Source organism: Bradyrhizobium ivorense, from assembly GCF_900696085.1.
GTDB lineage: Bacteria > Pseudomonadota > Alphaproteobacteria > Rhizobiales > Xanthobacteraceae > Bradyrhizobium > Bradyrhizobium ivorense.
The window spans coordinates 286,428-307,419 of the sequence record NZ_CAADFC020000004.1 but is presented as its reverse complement, the minus strand read 5'-3'; the positions used below and the strand labels follow the sequence as shown (position 1 = coordinate 307,419).

Below are 20,992 nucleotides of genomic sequence, written 5' to 3'. Positions count from 1 at the left end.
CGTTAGGCCGCGCCGGCCTGCTTGCTCAGATAGCTCTTGGCAAAATCGAGATACCAGTCAAGGCATCCGGGATTGGCCATCGCATCGCGGTTGATGACCTTTTCCAAGGGATGGCCGAGCAGCAGCTTCTTGATCGGCAGCTCCTGCTTCTTGCCCGACAGCGTGCGTGGAACTTCCGCGACGGCAAAGATATCGTTGGGCAGGAAGCGGCGCGACAGGCCGGCCTCCACCGCCTTGTTGATCTTCGCCTTCATCGCGGCGTCGAGCGCAACGCCCTCGCGCAGTACCACGAACAGCGGCATGTAGCTGTCGCGGCCGAGATATTCGAGGTCGACGACCAGCGAGTCCAGCACCTCGGGCAGCGCCTCGATCGCCGAATACAGCTCGCTCGTGCCCATGCGCAGGCCGTGGCGGTTGATGGTGGCGTCGCTGCGGCCGTAGATCACGCAGGCGCCGTCGGGCTCGATCTTGAGCCAGTCGCCATGCCGCCACACCGGGCCGCGGCCGGAGCCGTCAAAGTTGTCCGGATAGGTCTCGAAATAGCTGCCGCGATAGCGCGCGTCGCCCGGATCGTTCCAGAACCGCAGCGGCATCGAGGGCAGCGGCTCGGTGCAGACCAGCTCGCCGACCTCATTGGTCACGGCGCGGCCCTGCTCGTCGAAGGCCTCCACCGCGCAGCCGAGCAGGCGGCACTGCATGGTGCCCGGCGTCTGCGGCAGCTCGCGATTGCCGCCGATGAAGGCGCCGGCGAAATCGGTACCGCCGGAAATATTCGCCCACCACATCTCGGCCTGCGCCGCGCTGCCGTTCTGATTCGCGAGCGCGGCGAAGCGGTCGTTGAACCAGCTCTGCGTATCGGCGCTGAGCGGCGAGCCGGTCGAGCCCAGCGCGCGCAGCGCCGCGAGATCGCCGATCGCCGCGACGTCGATCTCCGCCTTGGTGCAGTTGGCGAAGAACGCCGCGCCGGCACCGAAGAAGGTCGCCTTGGCGTCGGCGACGAAGCGCCACAGCGTGGTCCAGTCCGGCTTGTCCTTGGAGCCGCCGGGGCTGCCGTCGAAGATCAAGCAGGTGGTGCCGTTGAGCAGGCCGTTGACCTGACAATTCCACATGATCCAGCCGGTCGACGAGTACCAGTGGAAGCGTTCGCCGAACGAATTCGCATGGTAGCTGCAGCCGACGTCATTGTGCAGCGCGCCGAGCGGCAGCGTCACGATCATGATCCCGCCATGGCTGTGCAGGATCGGCTTCGGAAGTCCCGTGGTGCCCGAGGAATAGACGATCCACAGCGGATGATCGAACGGCAGCCATTCCGGCTCGAATGCGTCGATCTCGGCGCTGCTGCCCGCGAGGATCGACGACAGCAGCGTCCCGGCGCCTGCGTTCTCGCTGTGCAGGATGACGTGCTGCACGGTCGGCAATGCGGCTCGCAGTTCCCTAATCACGCCCTGCCGGTCATGCCGGCGGCCGGCATAGGTCACGGCGTCGCAGGCGATCAGCACCTTTGGCTCGATCTGCTTGAAGCGGTCGATCACCGCCGGCGCCGCCATATCGGGCGCGCAGACGCTCCAGATCGCGCCGAGGCTCGCGGTCGCCAGGAACGCGATGATCGTCTCCGGGATGTTCGGCAGATAGGCCGCGACGCGATCGCCGGAGCGTACGCCGTTGGCCTTCAGATGCAGCGCGAGCGCGGCGACCTGGCGCCGCAGCTCCGGCCAGCCGGTCTCCGACAGCTTGCCGTCCTCGCCGCTCGCGATCAGGGCCGGCAGGCCGGCGGCATGCGCCGGCTCGACATGGCGGAACACCTGCCGCACATAGTTCACCTGGGCGCCGGGAAACCACACCGCGCCCGGCATCTTGCGCTCGGCCAGCACGGCGCTGTGCGGCGTCGGCGAGCGCAGATCAAAATAATCCCAGATGCTCTGCCAGAAGCCGTCGATGTCGGTGACCGACCAGCGCCGCATCGCCTCGAAATCCGCAAACTCGAGGCCGCGCGTCTGCTTCAGCCATTGCCGGTAGAGGGCCATTTGCGGAACGTGAGGTGCGGTCATGGTCGTTTCCGGATCGTCTCGTTGTTGTCGTCGTTGTCTTCGCGGCGGCCGCTTGCGTGATCTCTTAACACAGGCGTGCGAGCGCGGGGAACGCCGTCCCGCCGCCATCGGCACCAGCATATTCTTACCGCCCTTTCCGCGTGCTAAGCCGTCTGCAGGAGGCCGCAGCTGATTCTGCACGCAGGACCAAAGCAAATGCCCATGTCGGTCGGCGAACTCTTCATCCTCGGCTTCTACGGCAAGGTCATTCCGCCGTGGCTGAGGGATTTTGCCGCGCGGTTCGGGCTCGGCGGGGTCATTCTGTTCGACTATTCCTGCCAGACCCGGCAATACGACAACAATATCGCCTCGCCGGCGCAGGTGCAGTCGCTCTGCGCCGAGATCGCGGCGCTGCCGTCGAACCCGCTGGTGTTCATCGACCAGGAGGGCGGCCTGGTGCGCCGCCTCAAGGACAGCCTCGGCTTTCAACCGCTGCCGAGCGCCCGGGATTTCAATCGGCTGCCAACGGATGAGAAGCAGGCCATCCTGGCCGCCAGCTATGGCGAATTGCGCCGGCTCGGCATCCGCTACAATTTCGCGCCTGCCATCGACGTCGATTACAATCCCGACAATCCCAATATCGGCCGGATCAAGCGGTCCTATTCGGCCGATATCGGCGAGGTCGAGGCCAATGCGCGGCTGGTCGACGCCGCAGCGCGGCAGGCAGGCGTCGGTCTCTGCCTGAAGCATTTTCCGGGCATCGGCGGCGCCGACGTCGATTCGCATTTGGAGTTCATGGATATTTCCGATGCGCTGCGGCCGGAGCAAGAGGAATTGTTCTACGCGCTGGCACCGCAGATTTTTGGCGATGCGGTGCTGGTCAGCCACGCCATCGTCCGTGCCTGGGACGCGCAGCATCCGATGACGATGTCATCGAATGCCATCGGCCGTCTGCGTCGTCGCCTGCCGGAAACGCTGCTGATCACCGACGACATGCAGATGCAGGGGCTGCAGAAGGCGCTCGGCACCCGCGCCGCCAGCCTCAAGGCGATCGGCGCCGGCATAGACATGCTTTGCATCGGCAACAATCTGTTCGACCAGGAGCAGGAGATGGCCGGCATCGCGGAAGCGATCGCGGGTGCGGTGCAGGATGGCTCGCTCGACCAGGTCGCGGTGCGGCACTCCGTTGCGCGGGTGCGAAAGCGCAAGGCGCTGCTCGCCTGACGGCGCCGAACGAATTCAGCGCGAGGCCACGCAACGGCCGGGAACCAATCCACCTTACCGCGATTTAACAAAGACGCTCATCGGGGCTCATCAACATGAAGATGCTCAAGCGTCTCTTCCAACTGACCTGGCTACGCCGCGGCGCGCGCAAGCCTGCCGATTTTCCGCCGCTCTCGATCGATCCCGACGAATTCAGCCGCCTGCTTTGCAGCGGGCGCAAGCAGGATTTGCGGATTCTCGCGCAGCGGCTGAGCCAGCGCTCGCGGGCCCACGCGTAGCCCAGGGTCCCGCTCAACCGTGAGCCGGTTCTGATCGAACCAAAACCGGCGAGTTTGGCGTGCGAGCTAATTCAGTCCCCGACACATCAGGCTATTGCTTCGCCTTGTCGTGATTGGCAATCCCGATCGCCTTGTAATCGTAGGTTGGATAGAACTCGGTGCGATAGGCGCCCCAGGCGCTGTTCTCGACGATGCGGTTGACCTCGCGCAGCCGCGATGCCGGCAGCCGCAACGTCACCACCTGGCCAACGCCCATCATTACATACCAGCTAACGACGTCGACGCCGTCAGGCGGAAACGCCTTGTAAAAACCCTGCCGTTCGAGCTGGGCATTGAGCTCGCTCAACGGCCGCGACTGGTCATGCTTGAAAAAGATCGTGAGCATGACCGCATTGTCGGGCGTCGGCGCGGCGTCGGTGGTCGATGTGGGCTGCGTCTGCGCGCTGCCTGCGAACATCAGGGCAGCGGCTAGCGCCGCAATCGTCATCCAGGATCGGTTTCGTCCGTGCGCCATCGCCGCCTCCTTGTTGGGGTCCTGCAGGCCATCCGGGGCCGCGATCATCGCGGCGCCCGCCGTCGCTGTAAATTGACATCTGGCTGAGACGGGGTTTTGGCAGCCATGTGAACTGCTTCACAGGCATGCGGTGCCGGGTGCGGTAAGCAGATGCCCATCCCAACACCCGAGGGCATGAGCGATGTCGACCCGGCGGAAGGTGCATTGGTGGTTCAGAGTCGTTTTGACCGGCCGGTTCCTGCAGAAGTTTCTCCAGCTGCAGTGACGGCGGAGCGCGCTCCCGTCGCCGGCCCCTGCCGACGGAGCCGCCGGGGCTTGCGAATCATGTCCCGTTTCCGGCCGTTGTGGCCTCGGGAAGGTAAACGCGGTCCGCGTGGAACTACCGGGATTAAGGCAGCCATCGTCCCGTAAGAATACTGTAATCCGACTCGGCTACGCGAGATTCATTGCCAAATCAGCGGCAATCTGCGTCTGTTTGACCACCGGGGCCCTAGGTCACAGTTGCGTCACCCGTATTTCTACGGGGTCCGGCATTAACTCGGCCATAGTTCACCTTCGGTAAACCATACTTATGACGCAACATGACAATCGAGCCGAGGCCCGCCTTCCGGCATGGATGGACGGCGATGCGCCGTTCGAGACGCAGCCGCTCGAGACCCACCAGCCGGCGGCTCCGCCGACCGCCCCACGACTGCCGCCGATCGAAGAGACCGGAGCCACGGTGGTCCGCCAGCTCAATGGGCCGGTGACGGCGCTGCTGCTCTATATGAATGAGCTCAAGCAGCACAGCCATCAGTTCGCCCAGGCGCCGGGCAACGGGGTCTATCTGCGCCAGGTCATCGAGAACGCGCTCGAGCAGACCGAACGCGTGTCGGCGATGCTGAAGCAGATTTCCGATCTCTATCCGAACGCGATTCCTGCCGCCGATCTCAGGCCGCTCCGCGACGAGCGGCCGGCCCGTTCCCGCCCGCCCCACGTGATGTTCGCGGCGGAAGCCGGCGGCAAGCCGCTCACCAGGCGCGAGCGCGAAGTGCTCAGCCTGATCAGCGACGGCTATTCGAACAAGCAGGGCGCGCTGCGCATGAACATCAGCCCGCGCACCTTCGAAAGCCATCGCGCCGAGGCGATGCGCAAGCTCGGCGCGCGCAACACCGCCGACCTCGTCCGCAAGGCGCTGCTGCAGCGGGCCTGACCGGCGATTCTAGAGATAATCTTCCGCAGCGAGGCACATCCGCGGCGCCCGCCGCATCGCCGGGGCGGCGGACTTCGGTGCATCCGGAACGATGGTGACCACCCACGCCGCGCCGCTCTCGCTTTCGACGATCGAGCGCACGCGTCCGGTGACGGTCGCACCGGCCGAGCGGACGGTGGCAGGCCTGGCGTTGAACTGGGCAATGCGGAGGCGCCTGGCCTCCTTCCGGTCGGTCGTCTGGTAGGTGAACATCGGCTCCCCCGCGCGTTCACGCACTGTGAAGATTCAGCGTTATCCGACGGTGAAAATTGCGGGCCGTAGAAGTACGGCTCGCGGGCTGATCAGAGCGTTTTCGAGCGAAGGGGATGCCCCTTCGCGAACGCGTCAAGACGACAAGCCGGAGCTACGGTTTGATTCAATCAGAACCAAGATACTCTAGCCTCTGATTTCCTGACAATGCAGCAGCCGCGCATACTGCGACTTCACCGTGGCGTAGCATTCGCAGGCGGTCCGGATCAGGCCATCGACATTGGTGATCTCGATGTGGCCGCGGCTGTAGTGGATGAAGTTCGCTTGCTGCAGGGTATGTGCGACCAGCGACACGCTGTTGCGCCGCGCGCCGATCATCTGCGCCATCGCCTCCTGGGTCAGAACGATCTTGTCGCTGCCGGAGAGATCCCGCGTGTGCAGCAGATATCGCGCCAGCCGCGATTCCACGGTGTGCGCGGCATTGCAGCCGGCCGTCTGCTGGATTTGGGCATAGACGGCGAGCCCGTGCCGGATCAGGGTCGTGCGAAGCGTGGGGCTCTGCCCGGCGGCCGCACGCAACGGCTCGAGCTCGATGGTCGAGGCGACACCGGGCACCAGCACCACGGCATTGTTCATCACGCGTTCCTGGACCAGCGGGGTGAACGCGCCATAGAGGCTGTCGCGGCCGACCATCGCGACCTGGACCCGCTCACCCTTTGCCAGCTTGACCACCAGCGAGATCACGCCCCTGTGCGGCATGTACGCGCGCTTGAGAACCTCGTCGGCTTCGATCAGCACCGAATCCGCGGCAAGGTCGACCATGCGCAGATGCGGCCGAATCAATTCGAAATCGCTCGCCGACAGCGACGACAGAAATCCGTTGGGCGATCGCGGAACCGTATCCAAAGCGACCTCCTGCCATCCGGCAATGCTTGTTTGTGGCACCTCCAAGGACGCGTGCACGTCGACGTCCCCACAACCCATCTTGCCACGTCTTCAATTTGAGAAAAATACACGTAACGCCGCACCGGCTAACGCCGCGGATACGGCTGGCACAAACTGCATATTCGGTAGGCAACGCCGCTCTCAGTCCTCCGGCCCGATGAATTGTTCCGCATGCGCCTTGACGGTGGCGTAGCATTCGCAGGTCGCCTTGCGCAGGCCCTCGATATCGGTGATCTCGATGTGGCCGCGGCTGTAGCGCAGGATGCCGGCCTGTTGAAATCCATGCGCGACGATCGAGACCGCGTTGCGCCGGACCCCGATCATCTGCGCCAGCATCTCCTGGGTCAGCGGCAACGCTTCGCTGCCGCACAGGTCGCGTGCGCGCAGCAACCATCGCGACAGCCGCGCCTCGACCGGATGCGACACGTTGCAGGCGACGGATTGCTGCGTCTGCGCCATCAGCGCCTGCTCGTAGAGCGCGACCAGGGTCCGCAAGGCGGCGCTGCGATCGACGGCCTCGCGGAAATCCTCCGCGCGCAGCGCCGAGGCGGTCCCGGGCACCACGACGATGGCGTCGGCGAGCGGCGGCCGGTCATGCAGCGCGGCCGAGGCGCCGACGATGCTGTCGCGGCCGACGGTCGCAATCTCGACCGATTGCCCGTCGGACAGATTGACCATCATCGAGACCACGCCGCTGTGCGGCAGATAGACCCGCTGCACCGGTGCGCCGGCGTCGGCCAGCACGGTTTCCTTGACCAGCTCGACGGTTTCGAGAAGCGGATGAAGTTGCGTGTAGTCAGCTGCGGGCAGCGCTTGCAACAGACGGTTAGGCGGACGTGAAACGGCAGACATTAGAACTCCTGCCGAGGGCGGGGAGCACTACGGTCTCGCATCACCTACTCTTGGCGCGTGGAATGAAAGCGACCATAGCTTGCCTGTCCAATTGCACAAGTGTTGTAGTGGCGGCAATATCCGGTTGTAGGATTGATAATATACCCGCTACAGGGCAGACAGCCCAGGCCGCCTTGGCCAGCGCGGCATCGATTCGACTTTGCCACACTCTCCGGTGGTGCCGCGGCAAAAGCTGCAGCTTTTCGTGGCATTTATTGATTTGCGTTAACTCTAATCCGCGCCGGATCCGGCCGCCGTCAATTCGCCGTCGCGGCAATACGCGGCGTCCAGCCAGCCGCGCGAGCTGCGGCAAGTCCTGAAAAAGCGAGACAATTTCGCCGCGGCGCCGTGGCCGATCGCCGGGCTTCCGCCGCGAGGTCGGGCGGCGCGTAGAATCACCGGGCGGGGCCGCTCTTGGTATTTGTACGGATTGGCTCTTTAACGAACGGGTAGCGCGGACAGCCCAGTGTGGCACGGACCGCCGCGTGAAACCTGCGGCGTTGCGTCAACGTGTTCATCCAGAAGGGTATCAGTATGTCCGGCATCGTTCTTTCGGCATCGGTCCGTCAAAACCTGCTTTCGCTGCAGTCGACGGCCGACCTGCTCGCCACCACGCAGAACCGCTTGTCCACCGGCAAGAAGGTCAACACCGCTCTCGACAATCCGACCAACTTCTTCACGGCGCAGTCGCTCGACAACCGCGCCAGCGACATCAACAACCTGCTGGACGGCATCAGCAACGGCGTGCAGGTGCTGCAGGCCGCCAACACCGGCATCACCTCGCTGCAGAAGCTCGTCGACAGCGCCAAGTCGGTCGCAAACCAGGCCTTGCAGGCTGCGGTCGGCTATTCGCAGAAGTCTTCGGTGACGACCGCCGCGATCCATGGTGCGACCACAGATGATATCCGCGGCACCGCCATCTACGCCAGCGCCACCCTCGCTGGTTCGGTCGTCAACAACAACCTGACGACGCCCGTGCCGATCACGGCCGCCACCAAGCTCGTCAGCGCGACCAACGCCGATACCCTGGCGTCGACCCCGACCGGTGTGATCAGCGTCAACGGCAAGACGATCACGTTCTCGACCGCGCAGACCACCTCGACGACCGATGCGTCCGGCAACGTGACCCTCGGCACCGGCGCGGGCAGCACGCTGACGGTTGGCGACCTGCTCACGGCGATCGACGGCATCACGGGTGCCACCACCGCCTCCACCGTGTCGGCCGGCGCGCTCCAGATCAGCACCGGCATCAACCAGGATCTCACCATCTCCGGCTCGGCACTGGCCGCTTTCGGCCTTACCGCCGGAACCACGGCGCGCACCGTGACGACGCCCTCGCCGCTGGATGGTTTGACGCTGACGATCGGCGCGACCGGCAACGGCACCGCCACCAACATCACCTTCGGCTCAGGCATCGGCAAGGTGAAATCCCTCAACGACCTGAACGCCGCACTGTCGGCCAACAACCTGCAGGCGTCGCTCAGCGCGGGCGGTGCGCTCACCATCAGCACCACCAACGACGCTGCGTCCGCGACCATCGGCACGATCGGTGGCACGGCAGCCGCTTCGGGCAAGCTGTTCAACGGCCTGGCGGGCAGCGCCCCGGTGCAGGATCCGGGTGGGCTGGCGAACCGTGCCAACCTGGTCAATCAGTACAACAACATCCTGGACCAGATCACCACGACCGCCCAGGACGCGTCGTACAACGGCATCAACCTGCTCAATGGCGATCAGCTCAAGCTGACCTTCAACGAGACGGGCTCCTCGACGCTGAAGATCCAGGGCGTCACCTTCGATGCCTCCGGCCTCAACCTCACCAAGCTGGTGGCCGGCACGGACTTCATCGACAACGCTTCCGCCAACGCTACGTTGAAGACCCTCAACTCGGCGAGCGGCCTGCTGCGCACCCAGGCTTCGACCCTCGGTTCGAACCTGTCGATCGTGCAGATCCGTCAGGACTTCTCGAAGAACCTGATCAACGTGCTGCAGACCGGCTCGTCCAACCTGACGCTGGCCGACACCAACGAGGAAGCGGCCAACAGCCAGGCACTGTCGACCCGCCAGTCGATCGCAGTGTCCGCGTTGGCGCTGGCCAACCAGAGCCAGCAGAGCGTGCTGCAGCTGCTCCGCTAAGCGAAGTAGCACCAGACATCGACTATCGAGGCGGCGGAGGAAACTCCGCCGCCTCTGCTTTGTGGGCTGATGCTGCGGATTGCCTGCAGCCCTGCGCCTGATGCGCGCTGTGCATCGGGCGCGCTCTCATCAATTTTGATTCAAGTCGGAATCGCCGGCGGAACGCGGTTTTGCCCATACGGGCGATAAGTAGCTGTTCCGTCGAGACTGCCGCGACGTCGTAATAATCGTGCAACCATTTGAATTACCTCATCGTCCGTATTTGCACGGACGGCAAAATTAACGCCGCCGTGAAGCCGGTGGAGTTATCGGTGCGAGGCGACCGTTCCGCAGCACTTTGAGGGGGCCTGTTCCGATGGACGATCTGTTGCGCGAATTCCTGACGGAGAGCAGCGAGAGCCTGGACACGGTCGACAACCAGCTGGTGCAGTTCGAGCAGGATCCGAACAACGCCAAGATCCTCGATAACATCTTCCGCCTGGTGCACACCATCAAGGGCACCTGCGGCTTCCTCGGGCTGCCGCGGCTCGAGGCGCTGGCGCATGCCGGCGAGACCTTGATGGGCAAATTCCGCGACGGCATGCCGGTCAGGGCGGAAGCCGTGACGCTGATCCTGTCCTCGATCGACCGCATCAAGGAGATTCTTGCGGGGCTGGAGGCCACCGAGGCCGAGCCGGAGGGCAATGACCGCGACCTGATCGATCAGCTGGAGGCGATGGTTGAACGCGGCATGGCCGCGATGTCAGCGTCGGCTCTGCCGATCGCGGCGGCTGGTGTTGAGGACGTCCCCGTCGTCGAAGCTCCATCGACGCAGCCGGCCATGACCGAGGGCACGCTGGTGGCGCAGACGCTGGAGCGTCCGCTGCGTCCGGGCGAGGTCTCGCTCGACGAGCTCGAGCGCGCCTTCCGCGAGACCGAGACCGAAGTCGCTGCGCCAGCGCCTGCGCCGGCTCCGGTTGCCAAGGCCGCAGAGCCCGTGGCCGCGAAGAAGCCGGCGCGCAAGGCCGCCGCCGAGACCGACGTCCAGGAAGGCGACAAGATCGCCAACCAGTCGATCCGGGTCAATGTCGACACCCTCGAACATCTCATGACCATGGTCTCCGAGCTGGTGCTGACCCGCAACCAGCTTCTGGAAATCTCCCGCCGCAACGAGGACACCGAGTTCAAGGTGCCGTTGCAGCGGCTGTCGAACGTCACCGCCGAGCTGCAGGAGGGCGTCATGAAGACGCGCATGCAGCCGATCGGCAATGCCTGGCAGAAGCTGCCGCGCATCGTCCGCGACCTCTCCGGCGAACTCGGCAAGCAGATCGAGCTCGAGATGCACGGCGCCGACACCGAGCTCGACCGCCAGGTGCTCGACCTGATCAAGGACCCGCTGACGCACATGGTGCGCAACTCCGCCGATCATGGTCTGGAGACCACCGCGGAGCGCGTTGCCGCCGGCAAGCCCGAGCAGGGCACCATTCGCCTAAGCGCCTATCACGAGGGCGGCCACATCATCATCTGCATCGCCGACAATGGCCGCGGCCTCAACACCGAGCGGATCAAGGCCAAGGCGCTCCAGAACGGTCTCGTCACCGAGGCCGAGCTGGAGAAGATGACCGAAGCCCAGATCCACAAGTTCATCTTCGCGCCGGGCTTCTCGACCGCGGCGCAGATCACCTCGGTGTCCGGCCGTGGCGTCGGCATGGACGTGGTGCGCACCAATATCGACCAGATCGGCGGCACCATCGACATCAAGAGCGTGGCCGGCGAGGGCGCCTCGGTCACCATCAAGATCCCGCTGACTCTTGCAATCGTCTCCGCCCTGATCGTGGAAGCCGGCGGCGACCGCTTTGCGATTCCGCAGCTCTCGGTGGTCGAGCTGGTGCGCGCCCGCGCCAACTCCGAGCACCGCATCGAGCGGATCAAGGACACCGCGGTCTTGCGGCTGCGTAACAAGCTGCTGCCGCTGATCCACCTCAAGAAGCTGCTCAAGATCGACGACGGTGCGACCACCACCGACGCCGAGAACGGCTTCATCGTGGTCACACAAGTGGGCAGCCAGACCTTCGGCATCGTGGTCGACGGCGTGTTCCACACCGAGGAGATCGTGGTCAAGCCGATGTCCACAAAACTGCGCCACATCGACATGTTCTCCGGCAACACGATTCTGGGCGATGGCGCTGTCATCATGATCATCGACCCCAACGGCATCGTCAAAGCGCTCGGCGCCTCCAGCGCCGCGGCGCATGACCTCGCCGAGGATCACAGCGCGGCGCACGCCAACTCCGGCGAGCAGCTGACCTCGCTGCTCGTGTTCCGCGCCGGCTCGAGCCAGCCCAAGGCGGTGCCGCTCAGCCTGGTCACGCGCCTTGAGGAGATCGCGACCGACAAGATCGAGCTCTCGAACGGCCGCTACATGGTGCAGTACCGCGAGCAGCTGATGCCGCTGGTGCAGATGGCCGGCGTCCAGGTGCAGACCCAGGGTACCCAGCCGATCCTGGTGTTCGCCGACGACGGCCGCTCGATGGGGCTCGTGGTCGACGAGATCATCGACATCGTCGAGGAGCGGCTCAACATCGAGGTGGCGGGATCGCAGGACGGCATTCTGGGCTCGGCGGTGATCAAGGGCCAGGCCACCGAGGTGATCGACGTCGGTCACTTCCTTCCCATGGCGTTCGCCGACTGGTTCTCGCGCAAGGAGATGCGGCCCTCGGCGAGCGCGCAGTCGGTGCTGCTGGTCGACGACTCGGCCTTCTTCCGCAACATGCTGGCGCCGGTCTTGAAGGCCGCGGGCTACCGGGTGCGCACCGCGCCGAGCGCGCAGGAAGGTCTTGCCGCGCTGCGTTCGGGCCAAAGTTTTGATGTGGTGCTGACCGACATCGAGATGCCCGAGATGAACGGCTTCGAGTTCGCCGAGAGCATCCGCTCGGACAACAATCTCAATGCGATGCCGATCATCGCGCTGTCGGCGATGGTGTCGCCGGCGGCGATCGAGCGCGGCCGGCAGGCCGGCTTCCACGACTATGTCGCCAAGTTCGACCGTCCCGGGCTGATCGCGGCGCTGAAGGAGCAGACCGCCGAGATGCGGCGCGCGGCATAACCAACGGAACAGGATCGATGACCAGCAAGACAGAAGCGAGCGAAGGCGCGATGGCCGAATACGTCACCGCCGTGATCGGCGGGCAGCTGTTCGGCCTGCCGATCTCGCGGGTGCAGGACGTGTTCATGCCGGAGCGGCTGACGCGGGTGCCGCTGTCATCCGCCGAGATCGCCGGCGTGCTCAATCTGCGCGGCCGCATCGTCACCGTGATCGACATGCGCGCCCGGCTCGGGCTGCCGAAGCCCGAGGACGGCCAGCCGCCGATGGCGGTCGGCGTCGACCAGCGCGGCGAATCCTATGGCCTGTTGATCGACCAGATCGGCGAAGTCTTGCGGCTGCCCGATGCCGGTCGCGAGAACAACCCGGTCAACCTCGATCCGCGCATGGCCAAGCTCGCCGGCGGCGTCCACCGCCTCGACGGCCAGCTCATGGTCGTGCTCGACGTCGATCGCGTGCTCGAACTGGTGCCCAAGCTTGATCTGAAGACAGCTGCTGCAGCGTAACGCTCCGCCGCGAAAGACGGCGGTTCAACAAGGAGGCCAACAGATGAAGACATGTCTCGTCGTCGACGATTCCAGCGTGGTGCGGAAGATCGCGCGCCGCATTCTCGAAGGCATGAATTTCCACATCATCGAAGCCGAGGACGGCGCGGTCGCGCTCGAGGCCTGCAAGCGTGCGCTGCCGGACGCGGTGCTGCTCGACTGGAACATGCCGGTCATGGACGGCTTCGAATTCCTGGTGCAGCTGCGCCGCCTGCCCGGCGGCGATCAGCCCAAGGTCGTGTTCTGCACCACCGAGAACGGCATCGACCACATCTCGCGCGCGCTGCATGCCGGCGCCAACGAATACATCATGAAGCCGTTCGACAAGGACATCGTGGTCGCAAAATTCCAGGAAGTCGGCCTGCTCGCGCTCGACGCGCCGACCGACGCGTAAAGCCACTTCCCCCTCTTGCGTTGTGAGGCTGCAGTGACGCCCCCTGACTACGAGTATCTGCGTAAGCTCCTGAAGGACCATTCCGGTCTCGACTTGTCCGCGGACAAGCAATACCTCATTGAAAGCCGCCTGCTGCCGCTGGCGCGCAAATACGGCCTGTCCGGCATCCCCGACCTGGTGACGAAAATCAGGGGCGGCGCGTATATCCCGCAGGTGGTCGAGGCCATGACCACGAACGAGACTTTCTTCTTCCGCGACAAGGTGCCGTTCGATCACTTCCGCGACGCCATCATGCCCGACGTGTTGAAGGCGCGTGCCGCGCGCCGCAGCGTCCGGATCTGGTGCGCCGCCGGGTCGACCGGCCAGGAGCCCTATTCGCTGGCGATGTGCCTGAAGGAAATGGGCGCGACGCTGGCCGGGTGGCGGGTCGAGATCGTCGCAAGCGATCTGTCGCAGGAGGTGCTGGAGAAATCCAAGGCTGGCATCTACAGCCAGTTCGAGGTGCAGCGCGGGCTGCCGATCCAGATGCTGGTCAAGTATTTCAAGCAGTCCGGCGAGCTTTGGCAGATCAACCCGGAGTTGCGCTCGATGGTGCAGCACCATCAGCTCAATCTGCTGCACGATTTCGCCCAGCTCGGCGTCTTCGATGTGGTCTTTTGCCGCAACGTGCTGATCTATTTCGACCAGGACACCAAGATCAACGTCTTCAACCGTCTCGCCCGATCGATGGAGGCCGACGGCTTCCTGGTGCTGGGCGCGGCCGAAACGGTGGTCGGCCTGACCGACAGCTTCAAGCCGGTGCCGGAGCGGCGCGGCCTGTACCGGCCGAACGGGGCGCGGGGACTTGCGGCCGCCATGCCCAGGGTCGCCGTCGCGGGATAGTGTGATGACGGAAGATGGCAAACTCGTCGAGCGGGTGACCTTCAGCCGGGGTGTCGATGTCTGCATCATGGCCATCGACGGCACCTGGCGGCGGGATTGCCTGCTCAACGCCATCTCCGACACCGATGCGGCGCTGACGGTCGAAGGTTCCATCCAGGGCCTCAACCTGAAGGAGTTCTTCCTTCTGCTGTCCTCAACCGGGCTCGCCTATCGCCGTTGCGAACTGGTCCGCGTCAACGGCACCGAGATGGACATCAGCTTCCTCAAGGGCAAGCCGGCCAAGAAACGGCCGCCGGCCGGCGAGGCGGACCGGATCGGGGCCTGAGCGGGCCCTGCGGGCCGTCCGTATCGTGGCCCCGCGAGGAACGGATCGCCGGCCTGATGTGTTGGAGCTTGTCGGCGTAGCCGGCCCGGATCAATCCCGGCGGGTTTTCGGGCTCGGCGGGATCAATTCAGGAGCCGCGCCGGCGCCGCGGACTCGCACAGCCGATCGAGCGCAGCCGCAAGGCTCGCGTCGCAGGTCACACCGTAACGCCATCCGCTGCCGGATATTCCATGCAAGTTTCTCCACTACCGCCATTTTTATGGAGCGCGCCGCTACTTGTGCGTTAAGCCGACGTCCCGTACAAATACGGGTCCATCGATCGAAATGGTCGAGCTATTCCTTGTGCAGTCGAATATGTCGCTGCACCACTGATGGACGATGCACATGGTTGAGAATGGTGTTCCGCGCGGAGAGATTTTCGTAGTCGACGACGATCCCGCCGTGCGCGAGACGCTTTCCGTGGTGCTGTCGACGGCCGGCTACAAGGTGATCTGCTTTGCCGATGGCGCCGCGCTGCTGCAGGTGGCGCGCAGCCGGACGCCGGCCTGCATCCTGCTCGACGTGCATATCCCCGGCAAATCCGGCCTCGATATCCTCAGAGAACTGCACGGCGAGGATTATCCGGCGCCGATCTTCATGATCTCGGGCCAGGGCGACATCCAGATGGCGGTCAGCGCCATCAAGAACGGCGCGCTCGATTTCATCGAGAAGCCGTTCCGCGGCAACGAGATCGTCAGCCGCCTCAATGAGGCGATCGAGGCCTACACTAGGCGCCGGACCGAGAGCTCGGCGTCGCGGATCGCCTCGCTGCATTTCCCGGGCCGCGAGCCGCTGACCCGCCGGGAGCGCGAGGTGCTCGAGCAGTTCACCGCGGGCGCCTCCAACAAGGAGGCCGGGCGTCATCTCGGCATCAGCCCGCGTACCATCGAGGACCACCGCGCCAACATCATGAAGAAGCTCGGCGCGCGCAACGCCGCCGATCTGGTTCGCATCGTGATGACGGCGCAGCAGAAGTAAGCCAAGGTCGGTTTACGCTCCGATTTCCACATTGCGGACCTGTGCGGCGCACGTTCAGCGAACGGCACCTCTGCGCCGCGCGTGGGGGACGACGCGTCCGGAAATCCTGTATATGCGTAGGCTAGGGCAGGTGCGCCGGGGACGGCGCGCCGTGCGAGCAACGTCGAGACCCATGGCGATGACGAAGAACAACAAGACCCCGGATCAATTGCGCAGCGCGCGCTGGTTTGCGCCGGACGATTTGCGCGCCTTCGGCCACAGATCGCGCGCGATGCAGATGGGCTACGCGCCGGAGGAGTGGCGCGACCGCCCGGTGATCGCGATCATCAACACCTGGTCGGACGCGCAGCCCTGCCACATGCACTTCAAGAGTCGGGTCGACGACGTCAAGCGCGGCGTGCTGATGGCCGGCGGCTTTCCGATGGAGTTGCCGGCGCTGTCGCTGTCGGAGTCCCTGCTGAAGCCGACCACGATGCTCTACCGCAACATGCTGGCGATGGACGCCGAGGAGCTGCTGCGCGGCCATCCGGTCGACGGCGTGGTGCTGATGGGCGGCTGCGACAAGACCACGCCCGCGCTGCTGCTCGGGGCCACCAGCATGAACCTGCCCGCGATCTACTTGCCGGCCGGCCCGATGCTGCGTGGCAACTGGAAGGGCAAGACGCTCGGCTCCGGCTCCGACGCCTGGAAATACTGGGACGAGCGCCGCGCCGGCAAAATTTCCGACCGCGACTGGGTCGACATGGAGGCCGGCATCGCCCGCAGCTACGGCACCTGCATGACCATGGGCACCGCCTCGACCATGACCGCGATCGCGGAGGCGATCGGCATGACGCTACCCGGCGCCTCGTCGATCCCGGCGGCCGACGCCAACCACATCCGCATGAGCTCGGAGGCCGGCCGCCGCATCGTCGAGATGGTGTGGGAGGATCTCACGCCGCAGAAGATCCAGACGCGAAGAGCGTTCGAGAACGCCATCACGGTTGCGATGGCGATGGGCTGCTCGACCAACGCGATCATTCATCTGATCGCGCAGGCGCGCCGCGCCGGCCAGGATATCGGGCTCGACGATTTCGAGACCGCGAGCCGCAAGGTGCCTGTGATCGCCAACGTGCGGCCGAGCGGCGACCTCTATCTGATGGAGGACTTTTTCTACGCCGGCGGGCTGCCCGGCCTGATGAGCCGGATCAAGCAGCATCTGCATCTCGACTGCGTCACCGTCACCGGCAAGACCCTCGGCGAAAACATCGCGCACGCCGAGGTGCATAACGACGACGTCATCCGCACCGTCGACAACCCGATCTACAAGGAGGGTGCGCTGGCGGTGCTGAAGGGCAATCTCGCGCCCGACGGCTGCGTGATCAAGCCGAGTGCCTGCGATCCGCGCTTCCTGAAGCACACCGGGCCGGCACTGGTGTTCGACGATTACCCATCGATGAAGAAGGCGGTCGATGATCCCGATCTCGACGTCACCGCGGACCACGTGCTGATCCTGCGCAATGCAGGCCCGCAGGGCGGCCCGGGCATGCCGGAATGGGGCATGCTGCCGATCCCGACCAAGCTGGTGAAGCAGGGCGTGCGCGACATGGTGCGGCTGTCGGACGCGCGGATGAGCGGCACCTCCTATGGCGCCTGCATCCTGCACGTCTCGCCGGAATCCTATATCGGCGGCCCGCTGGCGCTGGTGAAGAACGGCGACCGCATCACCCTCGACGTCGCCGCGCGCACCATCAATCTCGATGTGCCGGAAGCCGAATTGGCAAAACGCCGCGCCGAATGGCAGCAGCCCGAGCGCCGCTTCGAGCGCGGCTATGGCTGGATGTTCTCAAAACACATCAAGCAGGCCAATGAGGGCTGCGATTTCGATTTCCTCGAGACCGGCTTTGGCAAGCCGGTCGGCGAGCCGTCGATCTATTAGTCACCGTCGTTCCGGAGCGATGCGCAGCATCGAATCCGGAACCTCGAGATTCCGGGTTCACGCGCTGACGCGAGTGCCCCGGAATGACATTAAGGATAGAGCATCATGTCAAAACTCAGCGATACCACCCGCAACAAACTCAAATCCGTCTCCACCGCCACCGTCGCCACCGCGCTGTTCAAGCGCGGCTTCCGCATCCAGATGATCCAGGACGTCCATCCGCTGAGCCCGGACCAGCCGACCATGGTCGGCGAGGCCTTCACGCTGCGCTACATGCCGGCGCGCGAGGACCTCAACAAGATCGACGTCTTTCGCGATCGCGCGCATCCGCAGCGCAAAGCGATCGAGGATTGTCCGGTCGGCGCGGTGCTTGTCATGGACAGCCGCAAGGATGCGCGTGCGGCCTCCGCCGGTGCGATCCTGGTGACGCGGCTGATGAAGCGCGGCTGTGCCGGCGTCGTCACCGACGGCGGCTTCCGCGATTCCGCCGAGATCGCGCGGCTCGGCTTCCCCGCCTTCCACCACCGCCCGAGCGCGCCGACCAATCTGACGCTGCACCAGGCGATCGAAATCAACGTGCCGATCGGCTGCGGCGACGCGCCGGTGTTTCCCGGCGACGTGATCCTCGGCGACAGCGACGGCGTCATCGTCATTCCCGCGCATCTCGCCGACGAGATCGCCGACGAGACTTTTGAGATGACCGCGTTCGAGGATTTCGTCACCGAGCAAGTCCAGAACGGCCGCGGCATCTTCGGCCTCTATCCGGCGACCGACGAACAGACCCTGAAGGATTTTGCCGCCTGGCGAAAGGCGAAGGGTCGATGACCTCTTCGCCTCTCCCCGCCTGCGGGGAGAGGCCGGATCGCATGCAATGCGATCCGGGTGAGGGGGAGCCTCCGCGATTCCGTCTTTCACCGTTTTTGCAGAAGCAGCCCCTCACCCCAACCCTCTCCCCGTGAAGAACGGGGAGAGGGAGTCACGACGCCCGTAGCCCGGATGGAGCGAAGCGCAATCCGGGGAGATCTCGCCGCTGGCACGAATCCCGGATTTCGCTCCGCTCCATCCGGGCTACGCGACTCTTCGCCTCTCCCCGCCTGCGGGGAGAGGCCGGATCGCATGCAATGCGATCCGGGTGAGGGGGAGCCTCCGCGGGTCCGTCTCTCACCGCCTACGTGGATAGGGGCCCTCACCCCAACCCTCTCCCCGTGAAGAACGGGGAGAGGGAGCATTCACACCTCCGCCTCCGCCATCCCCACCGCCCACAGCGCGAAGGCGTAGACGATCGCGACCTCGTCGAGCCGGTTGAAACGTCCCGATGCGCCGCCGTGGCCGGCGCCCATGTTGGTGCGCAGCAAGACCGGGCCGCCGCCCGCCATGGTGGCGCGCAGGCGGGCGATCCATTTTGCCGGCTCCCAATAGGTGACGCGCGGATCAGTGAGCCCGCCCATCGCCAGGATCGCCGGATAGTTCTTGGCCGCGACATTGTCGTAGGGCGAATAGGACAGGATGGTGCGAAAATCCGTTTCGCTCTCGATCGGGTTGCCCCATTCCGGCCATTCCGGCGGCGTCAGCGGCAGCGTGTCGTCGAGCATGGTGTTGAGCACATCGACGAACGGCACCTCGGCGACGATGCCGCCGAACAATTCGCCGGCGCGGTTGGCGACCGCGCCCATCAGCATGCCGCCCGCCGAGCCGCCATGGCCGACGATGCGTTTCTCACTCGTATATTTGGCATCACACAGCGCGCGGCCGGCCGCGGCGAAATCGTCAAAGCTGTTGGTCTTCTTCTCGCGCTTGCCGTCGAGATACCAGCCCCAGCCCTTGTCGGCGCCGCCGCGGATATGCGCGATGGCGTAGACAAAACCGCGGTCGACCAGCGACAGCCGGTTGGCCGCGAACGACGCCGGCATCGCCATGCCGTAGGAGCCGTAGCCGTAGAGCAGCAGCGGCGCCTTGCCGTCGCGGACCAAATCCTTGCGATGCAGGATCGACACCGGCACCTGCGCGCCGTCATGCGAGGTCGCCATGATGCGCGTGGTGACGTAGTCGGCCGGATTGTGGCCGGAGGGAATCTCCTGCCGCTTGCGCAGCACCCGCGTCCGCTTCGCCATGTCGTAGTCGAAAACCTCCGACGGCGTCGTCATCGACGAATAGGCGAAGCGCAAATTGGTGGTTTCGAACTCGTAGCCGCCCATGGTGTCGAGCGAATAGGCGGCCTCGTCGAACGCGATCGCATGCTCCTCGCCGTTACTGAGGTCGCGGATGACGATCGCCGGCAGCGCATTGGCCCGTTCCAGCCGCACCATGTGGCCGGCATAGAGTTCGACGTCGAGCACATAGACGCCTTCGCGATACGGGATCAGGTCCCGCCAGTTGGCGCGCTCCGGCGCCGCGAGCGGCGCGGTCACCACCTTGAAGTCGATGGCATCGTCGGCATTGGTGAGGATGAACAGTTCGTCGCCACGATCGGCGACCGAATATTGCACGCCTTCCTGGCGCGCCGCGATCAGCCGCGGCGGCGCGTCGGGATCGGCGAGGTCGATCAGCCGCTGCTCCGAGGTCTCGTGGTCGCCGCCCGCGATCACGCAGAAGCGGCCGCTGGCGCTCTCGTGCAGATGGGTGAACCAGCCGGAATCCTGCTCTTCATAGATCAGGATGTCGTCCGCTTGCCTCGTGCCCAGTCTGTGCCGCCACACCTGCATCGGGCGGTGATTGTCGTCGAGCTTGACGTAGAAGAAGCTGCTGGAATCCGCCGCCCAAACCACGCCGCCGTCGGTCTCCTCGACGAGATCGTCGAGATCGCCGCCGCTGGCCCAGTCGCGCACCCGGATCGAAAAATACTCCGACCCCTTGGTGTCGGCGCTCCAGGCGTGCAGCCGATGACAGTTGGAGTGCCGGCTGCCGCCGAACTTGAAGTATTTGTGGTCCTTCGCCAGCGCGTCGCCGTCGAGCACGATCTGCTCGTCGCCGCCGTCGCGCGGCATGCGGCAGAACAGCTCGTGCTGGCCGCCCTCGCGAAATTTGCGGAAATAGGCGAACGGGCCGTCCGGCGACGGCACGCTGGAATCGTCCTCCTTGATCCGCCCGCGCATCTCCTTGACGAGTTGTTTCTGCAGGCCGTCGGTGTGGCCGAGCAGGCTCTCGGTGTAGCCGTTCTCGGCTTCGAGATAGGTGCGGATATCGGGATCGAGAATCGCGGGATCGCGCAGCACGTCCTGCCATTTCGGGTCCTTGATCCACGCGTAATCGTCCGTCACCGTGATGCCGTGGGTGGTGAAACTGTGCGGCCGGCGCGGTGCGACGGGGGGCTTGCTGGCAGGTTTGGTCACTCGATCCTCATTGTGCGGGGTTCCGCCTTATATCGGGATCAATGCGG

At 65.0% G+C, this 20,992-nt stretch carries 18 protein-coding genes; 12 read left to right on the top strand and 6 right to left on the bottom strand.

All coding sequences use genetic code 11. The annotated features are described in order from the left end of the window. Nucleotides 1–2: 2 nt before the first annotated feature. Nucleotides 3–2,048, bottom strand: a complete 2,046-nt coding sequence (locus CI41S_RS02250) for an acetoacetate--CoA ligase (RefSeq protein WP_139857223.1) — start codon at nucleotides 2,046–2,048, stop codon at nucleotides 3–5. Nucleotides 2,049–2,243: 195 nt separating this feature from the next. Here CI41S_RS02250 and CI41S_RS02245 point away from each other — a divergent pair, with 195 nt between their 5' ends. Further along, nucleotides 2,244–3,251, top strand: a complete 1,008-nt coding sequence (locus tag CI41S_RS02245) for a glycoside hydrolase family 3 N-terminal domain-containing protein (RefSeq protein ID WP_244626389.1) — start codon at nucleotides 2,244–2,246, stop codon at nucleotides 3,249–3,251. A gap of 95 nt (nucleotides 3,252–3,346) precedes the next feature. Continuing rightward, nucleotides 3,347–3,529 carry a hypothetical protein gene (locus CI41S_RS02240; RefSeq protein ID WP_139479932.1) on the top strand — a complete coding sequence of 61 codons (183 nt, stop codon included), beginning with the start codon at nucleotides 3,347–3,349 and terminating at the stop codon, nucleotides 3,527–3,529. Nucleotides 3,530–3,620: 91 nt separating this feature from the next. Here the strand turns inward: CI41S_RS02240 and CI41S_RS02235 are convergent, their stop codons facing one another. Continuing rightward, complete coding sequence (locus CI41S_RS02235; protein ID WP_244622086.1) at nucleotides 3,621–3,986, bottom strand: hypothetical protein; 366 nt, start codon at nucleotides 3,984–3,986, stop codon at nucleotides 3,621–3,623. A 628-nt stretch (nucleotides 3,987–4,614) separates the two neighbouring features. On the opposite strand from CI41S_RS02235, the gene CI41S_RS02230 reads away from it, so the two are divergent. Beyond that, nucleotides 4,615–5,235 (top strand): response regulator transcription factor, encoded by a 621-nt coding sequence (locus CI41S_RS02230; RefSeq protein ID WP_139857222.1) that lies wholly within the window; start codon nucleotides 4,615–4,617, stop codon nucleotides 5,233–5,235. A 9-nt stretch (nucleotides 5,236–5,244) separates the two neighbouring features. Here the strand turns inward: CI41S_RS02230 and CI41S_RS02225 are convergent, their stop codons facing one another. The 3 genes from CI41S_RS02225 to CI41S_RS02215 form a co-directional block, all read right to left on the bottom strand. Next, entirely contained in the window at nucleotides 5,245–5,487 is a 243-nt protein-coding gene (locus tag CI41S_RS02225) for a hypothetical protein (protein ID WP_139479929.1), read from the bottom strand. A 183-nt stretch (nucleotides 5,488–5,670) separates the two neighbouring features. Next, complete coding sequence (locus CI41S_RS02220; protein ID WP_244626388.1) at nucleotides 5,671–6,390, bottom strand: Crp/Fnr family transcriptional regulator; 720 nt, start codon at nucleotides 6,388–6,390, stop codon at nucleotides 5,671–5,673. Between the two features lie 180 nt (nucleotides 6,391–6,570). Next, nucleotides 6,571–7,281 carry a Crp/Fnr family transcriptional regulator gene (locus CI41S_RS02215; protein ID WP_244626387.1) on the bottom strand — a complete coding sequence of 237 codons (711 nt, stop codon included), beginning with the start codon at nucleotides 7,279–7,281 and terminating at the stop codon, nucleotides 6,571–6,573. A 573-nt stretch (nucleotides 7,282–7,854) separates the two neighbouring features. Between CI41S_RS02215 and CI41S_RS02210 the strand changes: the two genes are divergently transcribed. The 9 genes from CI41S_RS02210 (at nucleotide 7,855) to CI41S_RS02170 (ending at nucleotide 18,441) form a co-directional block, all read left to right on the top strand. Further along, nucleotides 7,855–9,453 (top strand): flagellin N-terminal helical domain-containing protein, encoded by a 1,599-nt coding sequence (locus CI41S_RS02210; protein ID WP_139857220.1) that lies wholly within the window; start codon nucleotides 7,855–7,857, stop codon nucleotides 9,451–9,453. Between the two features lie 355 nt (nucleotides 9,454–9,808). Then, nucleotides 9,809–12,538 (top strand): hybrid sensor histidine kinase/response regulator, encoded by a 2,730-nt coding sequence (locus tag CI41S_RS02205; protein WP_139857219.1) that lies wholly within the window; start codon nucleotides 9,809–9,811, stop codon nucleotides 12,536–12,538. 17 nt (nucleotides 12,539–12,555) lie between these two features. Continuing rightward, on the top strand, nucleotides 12,556–13,041 hold the full coding sequence (locus tag CI41S_RS02200; RefSeq protein WP_139857218.1) for a chemotaxis protein CheW: 486 nt from the start codon (nucleotides 12,556–12,558) through the stop codon (nucleotides 13,039–13,041). A gap of 43 nt (nucleotides 13,042–13,084) precedes the next feature. Further along, nucleotides 13,085–13,474, top strand: coding sequence for a response regulator (locus tag CI41S_RS02195; protein WP_139857217.1), 390 nt, complete (start codon nucleotides 13,085–13,087; stop codon nucleotides 13,472–13,474). A 33-nt stretch (nucleotides 13,475–13,507) separates the two neighbouring features. After that, nucleotides 13,508–14,356: a CheR family methyltransferase gene (locus CI41S_RS02190; protein WP_139857216.1), complete on the top strand. Its 849-nt coding sequence runs from the start codon at nucleotides 13,508–13,510 to the stop codon at nucleotides 14,354–14,356. Nucleotides 14,357–14,360: 4 nt separating this feature from the next. Further along, complete coding sequence (locus tag CI41S_RS02185) at nucleotides 14,361–14,681, top strand: PilZ domain-containing protein (RefSeq protein ID WP_139857215.1); 321 nt, start codon at nucleotides 14,361–14,363, stop codon at nucleotides 14,679–14,681. A gap of 384 nt (nucleotides 14,682–15,065) precedes the next feature. Continuing rightward, nucleotides 15,066–15,698 (top strand): response regulator transcription factor, encoded by a 633-nt coding sequence (locus tag CI41S_RS02180; protein ID WP_139479922.1) that lies wholly within the window; start codon nucleotides 15,066–15,068, stop codon nucleotides 15,696–15,698. A 178-nt stretch (nucleotides 15,699–15,876) separates the two neighbouring features. Further along, complete coding sequence (araD, locus tag CI41S_RS02175) at nucleotides 15,877–17,616, top strand: L-arabinonate dehydratase (RefSeq protein ID WP_139857214.1); 1,740 nt, start codon at nucleotides 15,877–15,879, stop codon at nucleotides 17,614–17,616. 105 nt (nucleotides 17,617–17,721) lie between these two features. Beyond that, nucleotides 17,722–18,441 carry a ribonuclease activity regulator RraA gene (locus CI41S_RS02170; RefSeq protein ID WP_139857213.1) on the top strand — a complete coding sequence of 240 codons (720 nt, stop codon included), beginning with the start codon at nucleotides 17,722–17,724 and terminating at the stop codon, nucleotides 18,439–18,441. A gap of 404 nt (nucleotides 18,442–18,845) precedes the next feature. On the opposite strand, the gene CI41S_RS02160 is transcribed toward CI41S_RS02170, so the two are convergent. Continuing rightward, a complete protein-coding gene (locus tag CI41S_RS02160) occupies nucleotides 18,846–20,945 on the bottom strand; it encodes a S9 family peptidase (protein WP_139857211.1) in 2,100 nt (699 codons plus the stop codon). Nucleotides 20,946–20,992: the final 47 nt, after the last annotated feature.